This is a genomic window from Labrys wisconsinensis (assembly GCF_030814995.1).
GTDB lineage: Bacteria > Pseudomonadota > Alphaproteobacteria > Rhizobiales > Labraceae > Labrys > Labrys wisconsinensis.
This window is the reverse complement of sequence record NZ_JAUSVX010000002.1, coordinates 536,682-555,165: the sequence shown is the minus strand read 5'-3', so window position 1 is coordinate 555,165 and position 18,484 is coordinate 536,682. Positions and strand designations below refer to the sequence as shown.

Genomic DNA, 18,484 nt, shown 5'->3' with positions numbered 1-18,484 from the left:
CTCCATCGATGGTGCAGTTGGAGGGGCCGCGGCCGCCGGCCGCCGGGCCGATGAACGGGGTCAGGACTGGATGTCCTGCTTCCAGCCGGTCAGGCGCCGCTCCAGCCCGACCAGGGCCCAGTTGCTGGCGATGCCGAGCAGGGCGAGGACGATGACGCCGACATAGAGCAGGTGGATGCTCATCAGGTACTGGGCGTTGACGATGAGGTAGCCGAGGCCGCTGCTCGCCCCGACCATCTCCGACACCACCAGCATCAGGAAGGAATAGGTCGCGGCCAGGCGCATGCCGGTGATGATCGAGGGCACCGAGGCGGGCAGGATCACCTTGGTGAACAGCTTGCGGCTCGGCAGGCCGACCGAGCGGGCATATTTGACCAGGGCCGGATCGACATGGCGCACCCCGTTCACCGTGCCGAGCAGGATCGGCCAGACCACGACCCAGTAGATGATGGCAATGTTGGTGGCGTAGCCGATGCCGAAGAACAGGATGAAGGCCGGGAACAGCGACACCGGATTGGTCTGGCGCAGCAGCTGCAGCAGCGGGTTGAGATAGGCCTCGAGCGGCTTGTACCAGCCGAGCAGGATGCCGAGCGGCACGGCCGTGACGACGCCCAGCCCGAACCCGCCGGCCGCGCGCCCGACGCTGACCAGGATCTGCGGCAGGAGCTTGCCGGCGAGAGCGTAGTCCACGCCCCTAGCGATGATCTCGGAGAAGGGCGGCAGGAAGGTGCGGTTGATCAGGCCGAGCCGTGGCGCGATCTCCCAAAGCAGCAGGAACAGGACGATGGCGACGGAATTCTTGACCACCGGCTCGATGCCCTGCCAGACCGCCTGGCGCAGCGGGCGGGCCGCTCCGTGCCCGAGATCAGCCTCGTCAAGCCGGTCCGCCGTCTGGATCGTCATCGCCCACTCCTTCGACGCAGCCCAGATGCTGCCGCTGCCGAAGCCGGACGATAGGTTTATAGTTTGATATTGTCTATGGAATTTATATACAATATAGGTGGCACTCGTTGAACGGTCGAACGCGGCGCATGATCGGAGCCGTGGTCCGCGGGCGGCGATCGCCGCGCGGAGCCAGGAAGGAACGCCGTCATGATCATCGCCGTGCCCATGCGCCGATCGAGGCTCTCGCCGCCGCTTCGCATCCTCGCCCTGCTGGTCGCCGTCGCGGCCGCCCTGCCGGCGACGGCGCAGGAGCCGGCCGACCAGCTCCAGCGCCTGGTCGCGGGGCCGCAGCGCTCCGAGAAGAACCGGGTCCGTGATCCCTATCGCCACCCGCTGGAGGTCCTGACCTTCTTCGGCGTCCGGCCGGACAGCGATGTGGTGGAGATCCTGCCGGGCGCCGGCGGCTACTGGACCGAGATCCTCGCGCCCTATCTGCGCGAGCACGGCCGCTACACCGCCGCGAACGGCGAGGCGGCCTCGCCCTCCGCCGAGGTGCAGAAGGACAATGCCGGCTTCAAGGCCAAGATCGCCGCCGACCCCGCCGACTACGGCAAGGTCGCCGTCAGCGAGTTCGCCGCGGACCGGCACGACATCGCCCCGCCGGGCAGCGCCGATTTCGTCCTGACCTTTCGCAACATTCACAACTGGATGGCCGCCGGCGAGACGCAGGGCGCGTTCGGGGCGTTCTACAAGGCCCTGAAGCCGGGCGGCATCCTCGGGGTCGAGGAGCATCGCGGCAAGCCCGGAGAGCCGCAGGATCCGCTGGCCAAGTCCGGCTATGTCCGCCAGGACGTGGCGATCGGCTTCGCCGAGGCCGCCGGCTTCCGCTTCGTCGGCAGCTCCGAGGTGAACGCCAATCCCAAGGATACCAAGGACTATCCGGCCGGCGTCTGGGCCCTGCCGCCGACCTTCCGCCTCGGCGATCAGGACCGGGCGAAATACGCGGCGATCGGCGAGAGCGACCGCTTCATCCTGAAATTCGTCAAGCCGGCACCCTGAGCGCCCAGGCCCCTTGCATGACCAACCCCAGCATGACCAAGCAGATCCGCCTCAACGCCTTCGACATGAACTGCGCCGGCCATCTCTCGCCGGGCCTGTGGCGGCACCCGCGCGACCGCTCGACCAGCTACAAGGACCTCGACTACTGGACCTTCCTGGCGCGCACCCTGGAGCGCGGCCGGTTCGACGGCCTGTTCCTGGCCGACGTGCTCGGCGTCTACGACGTCTTCGCCGGCAATCCCGATGCGGCGATCCGCAACGGCGCGCAGGTGCCGCTCAACGATCCGCTCCTGCTGGTGCCGGCCATGGCCGCCGTCACCGAGCATCTCGGCTTCGGCGTCACCTGCACGCTGTCCTACGAGCCGCCCTACACCTTCGCCCGCCGGATCTCCACCCTCGACCACCTCACCAAGGGGCGCATCGGCTGGAACATCGTCACCGGCTATCTCGACAGCGCCGCCAAGGGCCTGGGGCAGGCACGCCAGACCGGGCACGACCGGCGCTACGACATCGCCGAGGAATACATGGCCGTGGTCTACAAGCTGTGGGAAGGCAGCTGGGAGGACGACGCCGTCGTCATCGACCGGGAGGCCGGCATCTTCGCCCATCCGGACAAGGTGCACCGCGTCCGCCACGAGGGCGAGCACTACCGCGTCGATGCGCTCCACCTCAGCGAGCCCTCGCCGCAGCGCACGCCGCTGCTCTACCAGGCCGGCGCCTCGCCCAAGGGCCGCGACTTCGCCGCCCGCCACGCCGAATGCGTGTTCATCGGCGGGCACTCCAAGACGGCGATGGCCGCGACCGTCGCCGATCTGCGCGCCCGCGCCGCCCGCCATGGCCGCGATCCCAGCGAGATCCTGGTGTTCTGCCGCGCCACCGTGGTGCCCGGCCGCAGTGAAGCGGAAGCGCAGGCCAAGCTCGCGGAGTACCGGTCCTATGTCAGCGAGGAGGGCGCCCTGGCGCTCCTGTCGGGCTGGACCGGCATCGACCTCTCCCGCTACGGGCCGGACGAGCCGATCCGCCACGAGCGCAACGACGCCATCCATTCCGCCGTCGAGGAGATTGCCGGCCCGAACGCGGTCAGGACCTGGACGGTCCGGGACCTGGCGCTGGCCACCGGCATCGGCGGCGGCCTGCCCTTGTTCGTCGGCGATCCTGCCGGGATCGCCGATGCCTTCCAGGACTGGATCGACGCCACCGATGTCGACGGCTTCAACCTGAGCTATGTCGTCACGCCCGAGAGCTTCGTCGATTTCGTCGACCTCGTGGTGCCGGAGCTGCAGCGCCGCGGCATCTACAAGCGCGACTATGAGCCCGGGACGCTGCGCGAAAAGCTCCGGGGGCCGGGGCAGGCACGCCTGCCCGGCCACCATCCCGCCGCGGCTCACCGGCGGCCCGGCGCGACGCGCTGGGCCGCCGAATAGGGGGGAGGAGGGGCGGTCTCGCCCTCGCTGATCAGGCGACCTCGAGCGCCAGCGTGCCGCTGACGCTGCCGCCATATTCGGTGACCGCCTCGACCGTGACCCGGTGAGTCCCGGGCCCGAGCGTCGCCGGCAGGCGCGCCACCCAGACATGCGAGGAGGGCTCGGCCTTGATCCAGGGCTTCTTCACCGCCTCGTTGCGGGCGAAGACATCCTCGACAAAGGGGTCGGGCATGGTCTTGCGGGTCATCTCGATCGGCGCGGCCTTGCCGATGCGCATCGTCACCTTGGTCTTCGGCCCGCCGTCGAAGACGTTGGCGATGATGGTCGTGGCCGGCACGGCGGCGAGCGCGATCGGTGAGGACAGGAGCTGGCCGGGCCGGAAATCGCGCTTCACCTCCTTGTCGGCACGATGGAAGCGGCTGTCGACGGAGAGGCGCACCTGCCGCTGGTTCGGCTCCTTCGCCGGCACGAAGCGGGTGGTGTAGCTGTTGCCGTCGATCGACAGGATGTGGAAGCCGTTCGGGCTGCCGTCGCGGCTGTCGGCCACGGCGACGCCGCGATGGTCGTAGGGGCCGCTCCACCACGAGCCGGACACGGCGGTGAGCACATGGTGGTGATGCGGCACGGGCGAGGGCCAGCCTTCGGCCTCGCCGAAATAATGGTGCTCCGTCGTGTGGGTGTGGCCGGAGAAGCTCACCGTGAAGCGCCGTCCTTCGAACAGGGCGAAGAACTCGGCCCGGTTGGTCAGGTTCACGTCCGGCCCCTGGTCATCGAGATAGTTCTGCAGCGGGATGTGCAGCACCGCGACGATCAGCTTGTCCTGCGGCACGGCGGCGAGGACGTTCTTGACGAAGGCGAGCTGGTCCGGGTCGAGCCGGCCTTCATAGGCTCCGGCCCCGTGGGGCTTGGCCGGGTTGGTGCCCTTGTACTCGACATCGTCGAGCATCAGGAACACGGCATCGGCATAGGCGAAGGCGTAGTGGGGCGGGCCGAAGACGCGCTTGAAGGTCTCGCGCGAATATTTCCGGCCGGGCGCCTCGAAATTGAAGTCGTGGTTGCCGCCGATATTGTACCAGGGAATGCCGATGGTGCCGATGATACGGTTGAGGCGGTCGTAGAGCGACAGGTCGTCGAACATGATGTCGCCGGCGGTGAGCCCGAACTTGGCCGTGGTGCCGGCGAGCGCGTCGACCACGTCCTCGCGGATGAAATCGACCTCGGCGTCCGATTCCGGCTGCGGATCGGTGAACAGCACCACCTCGAAGGCCTTCGGCTCCTCCTGCGACTTCAGAGCGAAATCCACAGAGGCCGGCAGCGGTCCGGTCGGGGCGATGCCCTCGAAGGTCAGCCCGAGCGCGGCCGGCGACCCCGCCGGCTGGTGGATATAGTGGAATCGCGGCAGCTGCGTCACCGGGTCGACCGGGGTCATGTACCCCGCCGGCTTGATCACGAACACCACGCTCTCGTCCGACACGGGCAGGGTGTAGCGCCCGTCCGAATCGGTCGCGACGACTTCGCGCCCGTTCGACACCAGCACGCCGGCAAGGCCCTTGTCGCCGGGCTGGCGGGCGGCGCCGGAGGCGCTCTCGAAGACCACGCCCGTCACCCCAGCGGCGCTCGTCGCCGCGGCGGCGCTCGTTGCCGCAGCCGCACTCGCCTCCGCCGCGCCGGCCGGCGCGGCCAGAGCCATGGCGGCGCCGCCGGCGGCCGCCGCGATCAGCACGTCGCGCCGCGACGGGCCGCTCCGCTCGCTCTCAGCCATCCTATCTCTCCTCGCTGGTCTCTCGGGACGCGGGGAGGCTAGGCAGATCCGGTGACGGCGACGTGACCCGGGCGCCGCCGGGGCTCAGGCTGCGCCGGCGAGCCGGGCCGACTTGCGGCGGTCGCCGATGAAGGCGTCCGCGGTCATGGCGAGCGGCGAGGCCGACTTTGTCTCCGCATGCATGGCCAGCGACACGGTGGTCAGCTCCGAGCCTGCTTCGGGCATGGCCTCCAGCACCAGGCGCTGGCCGAGGAGGGTATCGGGACGCGCCACGGCGTTCACCGCCATCGCACCCGGCACATCGGAATAGAGGCTGTCGAGCGCGGCGAGCGACAGCGTATGGCCGCCGATGGTGAGGACGTCCCGGCGCGGGCCCTCGATGCGGGCATGCCCGCCATCCGCCGTGGCGGGGAAGCCGGTCGAGACCCAGCCGTCCGTCGCCAGGGGATAGGCGGCGCCTCGCTCCGAGCCCGGAAAAGCCGCCCGCGGCACCATGGCGCCGCGCAGCCGCAGCATCCCGCCGGGGTCGACCTCGAAGGTGATCCCGGCCGCGTCGACGCCCTCCGCCTGCGCGGGGGATGCCAGGGGCAGGGTCGGGGTGCCGTCGGCCCCGGGGGTGACGGCCGTCAGCCCGAGCTCGCCGAGCACCGCGAAGGCGCTGGTGCGGGGACCGTCCTCGATGCTGGGGCCCATGGGGAGGTCGGCACGGCGGGTGACCGAGGCGATGCCGCGCAGCGACGGCCCCTGCAGCAGGCCCTCGCGCCGGCCGGCTGTGGCCACCACCTCCGGCAGGACGGCATGGGTCACCGCATGGCGTTCGACCTGCACGCCGAACACCGTGGCGTCGAAGGCCTGGTGCAGCACCAGCGCGCATCCCGACATCAGCCAGGGCACGAGGCCGGTGGCGAGGCCGGCGAAGCCGCAGGGCGACAGGGTGGAGAGCAGCACCGACTCGCGATCCAGCCCCAGCCCGGAGAGCACGGCGAGGCCGGCGGCCAGCCATTCGTTGTGGTTGCGGGCGACCGGGAAGGGGCCGTGGCTGCCGCAATCCCAGGTGACGGCGGCCAGGTGCTCCGCCGGGTTGCCCATCCGGGTTCCCCGGGCGGAAGCAGCCGGCGGCCGCGGCGTGGCGATGCAGTCCTCGAAGGGCACCACGCCGTCCGGCGTCTCGGCCCCGAAGCCGCAGACGAAGCGGATGGCGAACGTCTCGGCTGCGACGTAGCGCAGCGCATCGGCCGGGTGGGCGGGGCCGGCCCGGGTCGCGGCGAAGATCGCCTTGGCGCCGATGCGGACGATCGCCTCCGCCGCCTCGGCATTGCGCCAGTTCGCCGGCATCGGCGCCGGCACCAGCTGGGCCCTGAGGCAGCCGAGGATGGCGATCAGCGTATCGCTGGCATTGGGGCCCTGGATCGCCACCACATTGTCGGTGGCGAGGCCGAGCTCGGTGAGGCGGCCGGCCACGGCCGCGGTCGCCGCCTCGACCTGTGCCCAGGTCAGACGGCGCGGCCGGCCTTCGGTCCACAGCGGCCGGTCTGGCGCGTCCATGAGCGCGAGCGCCTCGCCCTGGCGCTGCGCATGGTGCTGCACCAGCTGGTCGAGGGTGACGCGGCCGGCGCCGGGGCGTTGGGAAGCGGTCAGGATCATGGTGTCGAGCGCATATGGGCGAGAATCGGGTCGCTGGCCAGGACGTCGCCGTAAGCTCCCACTGCCTGGGCCGGCTTGTCCGGCCTCACGGTGCGGTCCCAGCGCGCGATCCACAGCTTTGGCGCGTAGAAGAGCGGAACGACATAGTGGCCGGAGATGAGCACCCGGTCGAGGGCTCGCGTGGCGGCCACCATATCCTCCTCCGTGCGTGCGGCGAGCAGAGCCTTGATCATGGCGTCGACGGCCGGGCTCTTGACGCCGGCGAAGTTGAAGTAGCCGGGCGCCTGCACATCGGCCGACTGCGAGCCCCAGCGCGTCAGCTGCTCGATGCCGGGCGACAGCGAGGACTGCCAGGCGAACTGGGTCATGTCGAAGTCGTAGTTCTGCTTGCGCCTCTGATACTGGGCCGAATCCACCAGCCGGATCTGCATCTGGACACCGATGCGCTTCAGCGCCTCCGCGTAGGTCAGGGCCAATCGCATGAAGGTCTGGTCGGGCAGCACCATCTCGAAGCGCAGCGGCTGCCCGGTGCTCGCGGACTGCATCACGCCGTCCTTCGCGGCCCAGCCGGCCTGCTTGAGCAGGGCGATCGCCCGACGGGCCATGACGCGATCGCGGCCGCTGCCATCCGAGACCGGCGGCCGCCATGTCCCGGCCGCCACGTCGGGACGCACCGCATCCGGGAAGGGCGCGAGCAGCGCCCGCTCCCGGTCGTCGGCCGGCCGGCCGCAGGAGGACAGCACCGATGCCTCGAAGAAGCTGCAGGTCCGGGCGTAGAGGCCGAAATAGAGGTTGCGGTTGATCCACTCGAAGTCGAGCACCGTGGCCAGCGCCTCGCGCACCAGGGGATCATGGAAGATTTCGCGGCGCGTGTTGAACACGAGCGCGCTCATCGCCTTGGGCAGGCCGTTGACGATCTCCTGCTTGCGGACACGGCCCTCCCGCACCGCCGGGAAGTCGTACTCGGTCGCCCAGCGCGCCGCCTCGCCCTCCGGCCTGACGTCGTAGCCGCCCGTCTTGAACGCCTCGAACATGGCATTGTCGTCGCGAAAGAAGTCGTAGCGGATCTCCTTGAAATTGAACAAGCCGCGGTTGGACGGCAGATCCCGGCCCCACCAGTCCGGGTTCTTGCGGAACAGCACGCGCTGACCCGGGCGGATGTCGGCAAAGACATAGGGTCCCGAGCCGATCATGGGCTTGAGCGTCGTGCGCTCGAATGTGTCGGGATCGATGGCGTGCTTGGGCAGGATCACCAGGCTGCCGGCCAGGATGAGGGGCAGTTCGCGATTGCTGCCGTCGAAGAACTGGAAGCGAATCGTCCGGTCGTCCTTGACCTCCACGGCCTTGACCAGAGCGAAGGGCGTTCGATACTGCGGCCGCCCCCTCGTCTTCAGAAGCTCGAAGGAGAAGGCGACATCGGCCGTGGTCACCGGCTTCCCGTCCGAGAAGCGGGCGTGCGGATCGAGCTTGAACTCGACCCAGGAGCGGTCGTCAGGCGTCTCGATCGTCTGCGCCAGCAGCGGATAGAGCGAGAACGGCTCGTCCTGCGAGCGTCGCATCAGCGTCTCGTAGATCAGCGTGTTGGTGCCGGGGGAGGGGGCGCCGCCGATGATGAAAGGGTTGAGGCTGTCGAAGCTGTCGAGCACCGCGTAGGCGACGCTGCCGCCCTGCGGCGCATCCGCATCGACATAGGGAAAGGCCTTGAAGTCAGCCGGCAGGGCCGGCTCGCCGCGCATGGCGATCGAAGGCCTCGGCTCGGCCAGCGCCGCCGTGGCGAGGGCGATGAGCGGGATCAGCGCGGCGGCGCGGACCGGCATCGGCACGATGCACAACTCCATGAACAGCGACATGACCGGCGATTCGGACCGGCCGGCATCAATGTATCATGCCGTCTTCGGCGATTCCCGCCGCTGGCGGCGTCTGGAAAACCCGTCCGGCGGGCCAAAACGACGCTGGAAACCCGTTCGCGCTTGAGCTATGCAGCCCGCCGACGCCGTCACGCTCACGCCATCTTTAGCGCGGAGTGAGGGCAGCCAGGATTGACAGCGCCGGCGGCCCGTCGACCGGCGCGCCCCCGGACCCAAGGATTGGATCGATGTCGTTTCGTCTTCTTGCGACCACCGTCGCCGCCCTGGGGCTGATGGCTGCCCCGGCCTTCGCCCAGCAGCAGCCGGCCAAGCCCGCAGCGCCGGCCGCGCCGGCTGCCGATCAGGCCGCCGCGGATGCCGACCAGGGCAACGCCACGCCGGCGATTTCCGGTCCCCAGCCGGACTGGGTCAAGCTCTGCTCCACCGATCCGCAGAGCAAGAAGGAGCTCTGCCAGACCTCGCGCGACCTGCGCGCCGAGACCGGCCAGACCCTCGCTTCCGTGGCGATTCGCCAGGACAAGGGGGGCAAGCGCCTCCTGATCATGGCCATCCCGCCGGGCATGCAGATCCAGCCGGGCGTGCGCGTGGTCATCGACCAGCAGCCGCCGGTGGGCGGCAAGTTCTCGGTCTGCTTCCCCAACGTCTGCCTGGCAGAGACCGACGCGACCGATGCCCTGATCGGCGTGATGAAGAAGGGCACGACGCTCAACCTGCAGGCGCTCAACGTGCAGGGCCGCGGCGTGGTGTTCCCGATCGGCCTCAAGGGCTTCGGCAAGGCGCTCGACGGCGCGCCGATCGACCCCAAGGTCGTGCAGAACGAGCAGGAGCAGCTGCGCAAGAAGCTCGAGGAAGCCGCCAAGAAGGCCCAGCAGGCCGCCGGCCAGCCCCCGGCGCAGTAAGCGCGGGCCCGATCGGTCTCGAATTGCGGCGCTCCCGGACAGGGGCGCCGTTTTCGTTCGGATCTGGCGCGGAAAGTCCGACTTTGTCATTCTCGGCGTGGCGCAAGGCCGGCAGATCGAGCGAGCCGCGCGAGTGCTCCTGAACAGAGGACTGGATCGATGTCGCTTCGTCTCCTTGCGACCGCCGTCGCGACCCTGGGGCTGATGGCCGCACCGGCCCTCGCCCAGCAGCCGGCAGCCCCTGCCGCAGGCCAGCCCGCTGCCGCGGACGCCGCCGGCCAGGGCAGCGCCGCGCCGGCGATCGCCGGCCTGCAGCCGGACTGGATCAAGAGCTGCGCCACGGACCCGCAGACCAAGAAGGAGTTCTGCCAGATCGTGCGCGACCTGCGCGCCGAGACCGGCGAAACCCTGGCCTCGGTCGAGGTTCGCCAGGAGAGGAACGGCAGGCGCCTGATGATGATCGCCGTGCCGCCCGGCATGCAGATCCAGCCGGGCGTGCGCGTGGTCGTCGACCAGAATCCGCCGGTGCCGGGCAAGTTCACCGTGTGCCTTCCCAGCGCCTGCTACGTCGAGGCCGACGTGACCGACGCCCTGATCGGCATGATGAAGCAGGGCAAGACGCTCAACCTGCAACTGCTCAACGTGCAGGGCCGCGGCGTCGTGTTCCCGATCGGCCTGGAGGATTTCGGCAAGATCTTCGACGGCGCGCCGGTCGACCCCAAGACCGTGCAGAACCAGCAGGAGGACGTGCGCAAGCGGATCGAGAAGGCCGCCCAGGACGCTCTCAACAAGGCGGCGCAATAGCGCGGCTCTCGGAAGGCGCCCCGGCCGGGGCGCCGCCTTCGCCGACCCGGCCTAATGGCGCGACTGCGCCTTGACCCGATAGCCGCCGGCACCGTTGCGGTCGAACACCGCCGTGACCTGGGGATGGCGCACCGGCGCGCCGCTGTCGTCGATCAGCAGATTCTGCTCCGAGACATAGGCGACATATTCGGTCTCCTCGTTCTCGGCGAAGAGATGATAGTAGGGCTGCTCCTTGGCCGGCCGGACCTCCTCGGGAATGGACAGCCACCATTCCTCGGTGTTGGCGAATTCCGGGTCGACATCGAAGATCACGCCCCGGAAGGGATAGTGGCGGTGGCGCACCACCTGGCCGATGCCGAACTTGGCCTCGCGGATCTTATGCATTGGTCTTCTTGTCCTGTCGTGCGGACAGCATGATCGGTGCTTTATCGCCGTTGGCGCACGATGATCAAGGCGCGGGATTTCAGCCCCAGCGCCGGTGCGCCCACATCCAATGGTCGGGATATTCGCGGATCCAGCCCTCGAACTTGCTCTGGATCCGGCGGGTCGTCTCGGCAATGTCGGCGTCGCGATCGTCCGTGCGCGGCACCTGGATCACCTCCGCCTCGATGATGAAGCGGGCGCCCTTGACCCGGATCACCCGCGCGGCGACCAGCGCCGCGTCGGTGCTCCGGCACAGCGCCGCCGGGAAGTTCGTCGACGGCGCGAGGCGGCCGAAGAACGGCACGGGCAGGCCGCCGCGGTCGCGCAGGTCCGCCAGCATCGCGACCGCGCCCCCCTCGCGCGCGACGCGCATCAGCCTGCGGGCGATGTCCGTTCCCTTGGCGAAGAGGCCGCGCGGATAGCGCTCGCGCCGGAGCGCCATCAGCAGCGCCTCGACATAGTCGTTCTTCACGCGCTGGTAGACGCCGGCGGCCTTGATGCCCGCCGTCATGGTCGGCGTGATCGCCAGCTCCCAGTTGCCGTAGTGAGCGGAGACGAAGACGATGCCGCGATGCGACGATTTGAGCGTTTCGAGCAGCGGCGCCACCCGATCCTCGATCCGGCCGGAGGCGAGCAGGCGCTCGACGAAGAAGCTTTCGGCGAAGACGCGGCCGAGATTGGTCCACATGGCGAGGGCGATGCGCTCGCGCTCCGCCGCGCTCTTCTCCGGATAGGCCAGGGCGAGATGCGCCAGCGCGCGGGGATGGCGGCGCAGGCGCGGCGCCATCATGCGCCAGCACCAGCCCATGAAGCCGGACGCCGTATCCATCGGCAGCAGCCGCATCACGAAGCCGACGAAGCGCAGCGCGGCATACTCGATCATATAGCGCAGCCGACGCCACCACCGTGGCCCCTTGTGCCTGCGCCGCACCTTCTCGCCGCTCACGCTTTTTCCTCGATCGCCGGCCGCGCCGACGCCCGAGCAAAGCGGGTTCACCGCTTTGCTCCAACTTGGAATGGCGCGTATCGGAGGGCGGCGGCCGCGTCAAGAACCGAGGCGGGTCGCGAGGCCCTGGCGCATCGCCAGGCGCCGCAGCGGCCCGACGCGGTCGAGCAGGTGCAGGCCGAGCCCGCGCGCGCCCTGCAGCGGCAGGAAGCCGGAGAGCAGCGAGCGATTGAGCAGGTCGACGGTGGCGGTGCGCGCGGCGACGTCCAGCCGCCGCGCCGCGGCATAGGCGTCGAGCACCTCGGTCGCGCCCGGGTCCGGTGCATGGGCCGCGGCGTCAGCCAGCGCGACGATGTCGCGCATCGTCAGGTTGAAGCCCTGGGCCCCGATCGGCGGGAAGACATGCGCCGCCTCGCCGACCAGCGCGACGCGCTCGCCCGCGAGGCGCGTCGCCGCCAGGCCCGCCATCGGCCAGACCGAGCGCCGCCCGGCGATCCGGATCTTGCCGAGCAGGGAGTGGCTCTGGCGCTCGATCTCCTCGGCCAGCGCCGCGTCGGTCAGCGCCGCACGCCGTTCCGCCTCGGCCGAGGCCATCACCCAGACCAGGCTCGAGCGATCGCCCGGCAGGGGCACCAGGGTGAAGGGACCGGTCTCGGTGTGGAACTCCGTCGAGACGTCGCGATGCCGGCGGGTGTGCTCGACATTGAGGGCGAGGGCCGCCTGGGGATAGCGCCATTGCGCGACCGCGATGCCGGCAGCCTCGCGCAGCGGCGAGCGACGGCCGTCCGCCGCCACCGCCAGCGCCCCGCTCAGCACGCTGCCGTCCTCGAGCCGCAGATGCACCGCAGACGCATCGATCGCGACAGAGACCACGCGCTGTCGCGCGCGCGCGATGCGCGGCTCGGCCGCCGCCGTCGCCTCGAGCGCGGCGACGAGATCAGCATTGGCGATGTTCCAGCCGAAGGCGTCGAGGCCGATCTCCGCGGCGGCGAAGGAGACGGGCGGGGCCCGCATCAGCCGGCTCGTGGCATCGACGATCGCCATCACCCGCAGCGGCGCGGCATGGGTGCTCGCCGCCTCCCAGGCGCCGGCCTGCCGCAGCGCCGAGACGCTGCCGTCCAGAAGGGCAGTGGTGCGGGTGTCGCCGGGATCGCCCGCCGGCCCGACCAGCGTCGCCGCCGTGCCGCGCGCCGCCAGCGTCAGGGCGGTCGCGAGCCCCGCCGGCCCGGCCCCGACGATCAGGATTGCAGTGGTGGAGGTGTCGGCCATGGTGAGGCCTGGGTAGCCTCTCCCGCGTCGGCCGTGAAGGGGCAGCGGCGCGCGCGCACCATATTTTGCAGCTCGGCTGCGGCTTTGCGGTTTCGCAACACTCCCGGCCGATGATGGCATGGAATTCGGGACTTGGAATGACCATTTCTCGCTGTGTGCGTTCGATCGGCGGCTCGGCATCGTGTTTCGGACACTCGTCCTGATCTGTCTGGCGCTCGTCGCGGCCTCCGCGGCGCGGGCCGAGCCGTTCGAGACCAGCGCCCCGGTGGCGCTGCTGCTCGATGCCTCCTCGGGCATGCTGCTGCTGGGCAGGAACGTCGACCGGCCGGTCGAGCCGGCGGCCATGGCCAAGATGATGACCGTGGCTGTCGTGGCCGAAGCCCTGGCCAAGGGCGAGACCAGCCTCGACACCGAGTATCCCGTGTCGGAGCAGGCCTGGCGCAAGGGCGGCGCGCCCTCGCGCAGCGCCACCATGTTCGCCGCGCTGAAAAGCCGGATCCGCGTCGCCGACCTCCTGCGCGGCGCCATGGTGCAGGCGGCGAACGACGCCTGCCTGATCATGGCCGAGGGCATCGCCGGCTCCGAGGATGCGTTCGTCGTGCGCATGAACGCGCTCGCCGCCGCGATCGGCATGACGCACACCCATTTCAGCAACGTCACCGGCTTCGCCGATCCCGACCAGCACACCACCGCGCGGGACCTTGCCGTGCTGGTGCAGTATCTGGTCGATCATCATCCGCAGATCTACGCCGTCTACGGCGAGAAGGAATTCACCTGGAACCGGATCCGCCAGCTCAACCGCAACCCGCTGCTCACGGCGGTCGCCGGCACGGACGGCGGCGCCACCGGCGCCTCCGACAGCGCCGGCTTCGGCCTTGCCGCCTCGGCCATGCGCGACGGCCGCCGCCTCGTCCTGGTCGTGCACGGGCTCAAGAGCGTCAAGGAGCGGGCGGACGAGGCGGCACGTATCCTCGAATGGGGCTTCAAGTCCTTCGAGCCGAAGGAAATGTTCGCCGCGGGCGAGACCATCGGCGAGGCCAGCGTCTTCGGGGGCACCAGCTGGACGGTGCCGCTCGTCGCCGACGGTCCGGTAAGGCTGCCGGTGCGCACCGACAGCAAGGACCAGCTCCAGGCGCGCATCGTCTATGATGGGCCGCTGCCCGCGCCGGTGCGGCGCGGCGATGCGGTGGGGCGCCTGCAGGTGCTGCGCGAAGGCATCGTCGCGCTGGAGATCCCGGTCAGGGCCGGCGCGGACGTCCCCGTGGGCGGGCTGGGCAAACGGGCGCTCGATGCGCTTTATGAATTCGGCGTGGGGCTGGTCCGCGGCCGGGCGGAACGATCGTGACGGGAGCTGGCGTGAGCGCGGGGCAGGCGAGGGCGGACGGTGGGCCGCGCGGGCGTTTCATCACCTTCGAGGGCGGGGAGGGGGCCGGCAAGTCGACGCAGATCCGGCGCCTCGCCGAATCGCTGCGCGGGCGGGGCATCGAGCTGGCGATGACGCGCGAGCCGGGTGGCTCTCCCGGCGCCGAGGCCCTGCGCGAGGTGCTGCTCTCCGGCGGGGCCAAGCCCTATGGCCCCTTTGCCGAGACGGTGCTGTTCTTCGCCGCGCGCGACGACCATCTCTCGCAGACCATCCGGCCGGCGCTGGCGCGCGGTCAATGGGTGCTGTGCGACCGCTTCGTCGATTCGACGAGAGCCTATCAGGGCGTGCTCGGCAACATCGCGCCGGAGATGATCCGAACGCTGGAGCGCGTCGTCGTCGCCGACACCAGGCCGGATCTCACCCTGATCCTCGACCTGCCAGCCGTTGAGGGATTGAAGCGTGCCAGGGCGCGCGGCGGGGCCGCCGACCGTTTCGAGAGCGAGGGGCTGGCGTTTCACGAGCGCCTGCGCCAGGCCTTCCTCGCCATCGCCGAGGCGGAACCGGCGCGCTGCGCCGTGGTGGATGCCGCGCGCGACGTCGAGGCTGTTGCGGGGGAGGTGCTGCGTGTCGTAACCGAGCGGCTGGCCCTGCCGAGCTGAGGATCGCCCGCGTTGAGCGACACGCCCGAAATCGACCGCCTCGACGATACGCCGCATCCGCGCGAGACCGCCGCCCTGATCGGGCACGACGCGGCCGAGCGGGCACTGCTCGAGGCCTACCGCTCGGGCCGCATCCACCATGCCTGGATCCTCGGCGGCCCGGAAGGCATCGGCAAGGCGACGCTCGCCTACCGCATGGCCAAGTTCGTCCTCACCCATCCCGATCCGACGACGACGCAGGATTGCACCGACCTCGCCGTGCCGCCGCAGGTGCCGGCGGCGCGGCAGGTCGCCTCCCAGTCCCATGTCGACCTCAAGGTGCTGCGCCGCACCCTCAACGACGATCGCAAGAGCTTCGGTGCGGTGATCAAGGTCGAGGATGTCAGGCAGGCCGTCGCCTTCTTCGGCTCCACGGCCGGAGGCGGGGGCTGGCGCATCGCCATCGTCGACGCCGCCGACGACTTCAACGCCGCAGGCGCCAACGCCTTGCTGAAGGTGCTGGAGGAGCCGCCGGCCCGCGCCCTGTTCCTGATCGTCTCCCACCAGCCCGGCCGGCTGCTGCCGACCATCCGCTCGCGCTGCCGCCGGCTGACGTTGGAAGCGTTGAGCGCGGACGACACGGTGCGGGCGGCGGCGCTGGCGCGGCCCGACCTGCCGCGCCCGGCGCTGGAGGGCGCGGCGCGCATCGCCCAGGGCAGCGTGCGCCGGACGCTGGTGCTGGCGGAGGGGGAGGGGGTGGCGCTGCACCAGGCGCTGCTGGCGCTGCTGGCGCGCCTGCCCGACATCGACGTCGCCGCCGTGCACGCCCTCGCCGACCGCTGCGCCGGCAAGGCCGGGGACGCCAATTTCGAGCTGATGCTGGCCTTTCTGGAGGACTGGCTGCACGAGCGCCTGACGGTCGAGCAGGGCGCGCCGGCCCATCGCCTTGCACGCTGGGCGGAGGTATGGGACAAAGCCCGCGATGCGGCACGCGACGTGGAGGTCTACAACCTCGAGCGCAAGCCGTTCGTCCTCTCCACGTTCTCCATGCTCGCTCGGGCGTCACGATCCTGACACCCGACGGGAGGTGCTTCCGATATGTCCGAGCAAGACACCTATTTCATCACCACGGCGATCTCCTACCCCAACGGCCGCCCGCATATCGGCCATGCCTATGAGCTGATCGCCACCGACGCCATCGCCCGGTTCCGCCGGCTGGACGGCTACGACGTGTTCTTCCTCACCGGCACCGACGAGCACGGCCAGAAGATGCTGCAGACGGCGGCCAAGGAAGGCCTGACCGCCAGCGAGCTGGCGGACCGCAATTCGGAAGTGTTCCGCGCCATGGCCACGGCGCTCAACGCCTCCAACGACGACTTCATCCGCACCACCGAGCCGCGCCACCACGAGGCGTCCAAGGCGATCTGGGAGCGCATGGTCGCGGCCGGGGACATCTATCTCTCCACCTATTCCGGCTGGTACTCGGTGCGGGACGAGGCCTATTACGACGAGACGGAGCTGACCGTGCTCGAGGACGGCTCGCGCCGCGCCCCGACCGGCACGCCGGTGGAATGGGTGGAGGAGGAGAGCTATTTCTTCCGCCTGGGCCAGTTCGCCGACCGGCTGCTCGCCCATTACGAGGCCCATCCCGACTTCATCGGGCCGGCGGAGCGGCGCAACGAGATCGTCAGCTTCGTCAAGTCGGGCCTGCGCGACCTGTCGATGAGCCGCACCACGTTCGACTGGGGCATCCCGGTCCCGGGCGCGCCCAAGCATGTGATGTATGTCTGGGTCGACGCGCTGACCAACTACCTCACCGCCACCGGCTTTCCCGACGAGAACGCCGAACGCGCCAGGTTCTGGCCGGCCAATGTCCACATCATCGGCAAGGACATCGTGCGCTTCCACGCCGTGTACTGGCCGGCCTTCCTGATGTCGGCCGGCCTGCCGCTGCCGCGCCGCGTCTTCGGCCACGGCTTCCTGTTCAACCGCGGCGAGAAGATGTCGAAGTCGGTCGGCAACGTCATCGACCCCTTCACGCTCGCCGAGCACTACGGGGTCGACCAGCTGCGCTATTTCTTCCTGCGCGAGGTGCCGTTCGGACAGGACGGCAACTATTCGCACGAGGCGATCGTCAACCGCACCAATGCCGATCTGGCCAACGACCTCGGCAACCTGGCCCAGCGCTCGCTGTCGATGATCGCCAAGAACTGCGATGGCCGGATCCCGAGCCCGGGCGACCTGCTGCCCTCCGACGCCGAGCTCCTGGCCGCCGCGGACGCCCTCGTCTGGAAGGCGCGCGACGCCATGTTCCAGTTCGCGCTGCACACCATGCTCGCCGACATGTGGGCGGTCGTGGCCGAGGCCAACCGCTATTTCGCCGCCGAGGAGCCCTGGAAGCTGAAGAAGACCGACCCGGCCCGCATGGAGACGGTGCTCTACGTCACCATCGAGGTGGTGCGCCAGATCGCCATCCTGGCCCAGCCGGTGACGCCGACGGCCGCCGCGGCGCTGCTCGACCTCCTCGCCGTGCCCGAGGACGCGCGCGACTTCAGCCATCTCGGCGCCGAGGGCCGGCTGTCGCCGGACGTCGAGCTGCCGGAGCCCAAGGGCGTGTTCCCGCGCTATGTCGAGGCCGCGGAGCCGGCATGACACGGACGGGTTCCGCCGCTGCGAGGCCGGCGCCATGCTGATCGACAGCCATTGCCATCTCGACTTTCCGGATTTCGCGCCGGAGGTCGACGCCGTGGTGGCGCGCGCCCGTGCCGCCGGCATCGGCCGTATGATCACCATCTCGACGCGCGTGCGCCGCTTCCACCAGATCCGTGCCCTGGTCGAGCGCTATGACGACGTCTACGGCTCGGTCGGCACCCATTGCCATCATGCGGCGGAGGAGGACGACGTCACCCTCGACGAGATCCTGGCGCTGGCCGCCCATCCCAAGGTCGTGGCGATCGGCGAGGCGGGGCTCGACTATCACTACGACAAGAGCCCGCGCGACGTGCAGGCGCGCGGCTTCCGCCGGCACATCGCCGCGGCGCGCCGCACCGGCCTGCCGCTGGTGATCCACGCCCGCGAGGCGGACGAGGACGTGGCCGACATCCTCGAGGACGAGATGGGGCAGGGGGCCTTCACGGCCGTCCTGCATTGCTTCTCCTCCGGCGCCGGGCTCGCCCGGCGCGGCGTGGCGCTCGGCCTCTACGTCTCCTTTTCCGGCATCCTCACCTTCAAGAAGTCCGAGGAGCTGCGCGAGATCGCGCGCGAGATCCCGCCCGAGCGGCTGCTGGTGGAGACGGACGCGCCCTATCTCGCGCCCGCGCCCTGGCGCGGCAAGCGCAACGAGCCGGCCTACGTGGTCAACACCGCCCGCGTCCTGGCCGAGACCATCGGTGTCGACGAGGCCGAGATCGCCCGCATCACCACGGCCAACGCCTTCCGGCTGTTCGCCAGGATGCCGAGGCCGGCCGGGATCGAGGTGGCGGCGTGACGGGCCGGGCGTG

General features: G+C 70.1%; 16 protein-coding genes. 9 read left to right on the top strand and 7 right to left on the bottom strand.

Features of this window, described 5'->3' with window-relative positions:
• Positions 1–60: 60 nt before the first annotated feature.
• Positions 61–903 (bottom strand): ABC transporter permease, encoded by an 843-nt coding sequence (locus QO011_RS09040; protein WP_307270509.1) that lies wholly within the window; start codon positions 901–903, stop codon positions 61–63.
• 189 nt (positions 904–1,092) lie between these two features.
• Here QO011_RS09040 and QO011_RS09035 point away from each other — a divergent pair, with 189 nt between their 5' ends.
• Positions 1,093–1,944 (top strand): class I SAM-dependent methyltransferase, encoded by an 852-nt coding sequence (locus tag QO011_RS09035; protein ID WP_307270507.1) that lies wholly within the window; start codon positions 1,093–1,095, stop codon positions 1,942–1,944.
• Between the two features lie 32 nt (positions 1,945–1,976).
• A complete protein-coding gene (locus tag QO011_RS09030; RefSeq protein WP_307270966.1) occupies positions 1,977–3,368 on the top strand; it encodes an LLM class flavin-dependent oxidoreductase in 1,392 nt (463 codons plus the stop codon).
• 31 nt (positions 3,369–3,399) lie between these two features.
• On the opposite strand, the gene QO011_RS09025 is transcribed toward QO011_RS09030, so the two are convergent.
• The 3 genes from QO011_RS09025 to QO011_RS09015 form a co-directional block, all read right to left on the bottom strand.
• A complete protein-coding gene (locus tag QO011_RS09025; RefSeq protein ID WP_307270505.1) occupies positions 3,400–5,130 on the bottom strand; it encodes a calcineurin-like phosphoesterase C-terminal domain-containing protein in 1,731 nt (576 codons plus the stop codon).
• 84 nt (positions 5,131–5,214) lie between these two features.
• Positions 5,215–6,774: an AMP-binding protein gene (locus QO011_RS09020; RefSeq protein ID WP_307270503.1), complete on the bottom strand. Its 1,560-nt coding sequence runs from the start codon at positions 6,772–6,774 to the stop codon at positions 5,215–5,217.
• The gene (locus QO011_RS09015) at positions 6,771–8,624 is read right to left on the bottom strand and encodes an extracellular solute-binding protein (protein WP_307270501.1); all 1,854 of its coding nucleotides are present in this window, start codon (positions 8,622–8,624) and stop codon (positions 6,771–6,773) included. The genes QO011_RS09020 and QO011_RS09015 overlap by 4 nt, the downstream gene beginning before the upstream one ends.
• Positions 8,625–8,869: 245 nt before the next feature.
• On the opposite strand from QO011_RS09015, the gene QO011_RS09010 reads away from it, so the two are divergent.
• On the top strand, positions 8,870–9,541 hold the full coding sequence (locus QO011_RS09010) for an invasion associated locus B family protein (protein ID WP_307270499.1): 672 nt from the start codon (positions 8,870–8,872) through the stop codon (positions 9,539–9,541).
• 159 nt (positions 9,542–9,700) lie between these two features.
• On the top strand, positions 9,701–10,345 hold the full coding sequence (locus QO011_RS09005; protein ID WP_307270497.1) for an invasion associated locus B family protein: 645 nt from the start codon (positions 9,701–9,703) through the stop codon (positions 10,343–10,345).
• Between the two features lie 51 nt (positions 10,346–10,396).
• Here QO011_RS09005 and hspQ read toward each other — a convergent pair whose 3' ends face one another.
• From hspQ to QO011_RS08990, 3 genes are all read right to left on the bottom strand, one after another.
• A complete protein-coding gene (gene hspQ / locus QO011_RS09000; RefSeq protein ID WP_307270495.1) occupies positions 10,397–10,729 on the bottom strand; it encodes a heat shock protein HspQ in 333 nt (110 codons plus the stop codon).
• A gap of 79 nt (positions 10,730–10,808) precedes the next feature.
• Positions 10,809–11,714, bottom strand: a complete 906-nt coding sequence (locus tag QO011_RS08995; protein ID WP_307270493.1) for an LpxL/LpxP family acyltransferase — start codon at positions 11,712–11,714, stop codon at positions 10,809–10,811.
• Between the two features lie 99 nt (positions 11,715–11,813).
• On the bottom strand, positions 11,814–12,983 hold the full coding sequence (locus QO011_RS08990) for a UbiH/UbiF family hydroxylase (protein WP_307270490.1): 1,170 nt from the start codon (positions 12,981–12,983) through the stop codon (positions 11,814–11,816).
• A 118-nt stretch (positions 12,984–13,101) separates the two neighbouring features.
• Between QO011_RS08990 and QO011_RS08985 the strand changes: the two genes are divergently transcribed.
• Genes QO011_RS08985 through QO011_RS08965 form a run of 5 tightly spaced genes read left to right on the top strand, consistent with a single transcriptional unit; the run spans position 13,102 to position 18,471 of the window.
• Positions 13,102–14,328 (top strand): D-alanyl-D-alanine carboxypeptidase family protein, encoded by a 1,227-nt coding sequence (locus QO011_RS08985; protein ID WP_307270486.1) that lies wholly within the window; start codon positions 13,102–13,104, stop codon positions 14,326–14,328.
• Between the two features lie 11 nt (positions 14,329–14,339).
• Positions 14,340–15,005: a dTMP kinase gene (tmk, locus tag QO011_RS08980; RefSeq protein ID WP_307270484.1), complete on the top strand. Its 666-nt coding sequence runs from the start codon at positions 14,340–14,342 to the stop codon at positions 15,003–15,005.
• A 12-nt stretch (positions 15,006–15,017) separates the two neighbouring features.
• Complete coding sequence (locus QO011_RS08975; RefSeq protein WP_307270480.1) at positions 15,018–16,058, top strand: DNA polymerase III subunit delta'; 1,041 nt, start codon at positions 15,018–15,020, stop codon at positions 16,056–16,058.
• 24 nt (positions 16,059–16,082) lie between these two features.
• Positions 16,083–17,636 carry a methionine--tRNA ligase gene (gene metG / locus QO011_RS08970; protein ID WP_307270478.1) on the top strand — a complete coding sequence of 518 codons (1,554 nt, stop codon included), beginning with the start codon at positions 16,083–16,085 and terminating at the stop codon, positions 17,634–17,636.
• Between the two features lie 34 nt (positions 17,637–17,670).
• On the top strand, positions 17,671–18,471 hold the full coding sequence (locus tag QO011_RS08965) for a TatD family hydrolase (RefSeq protein ID WP_307270476.1): 801 nt from the start codon (positions 17,671–17,673) through the stop codon (positions 18,469–18,471).
• The last annotated feature ends 13 nt before the right edge of the window (positions 18,472–18,484 follow it).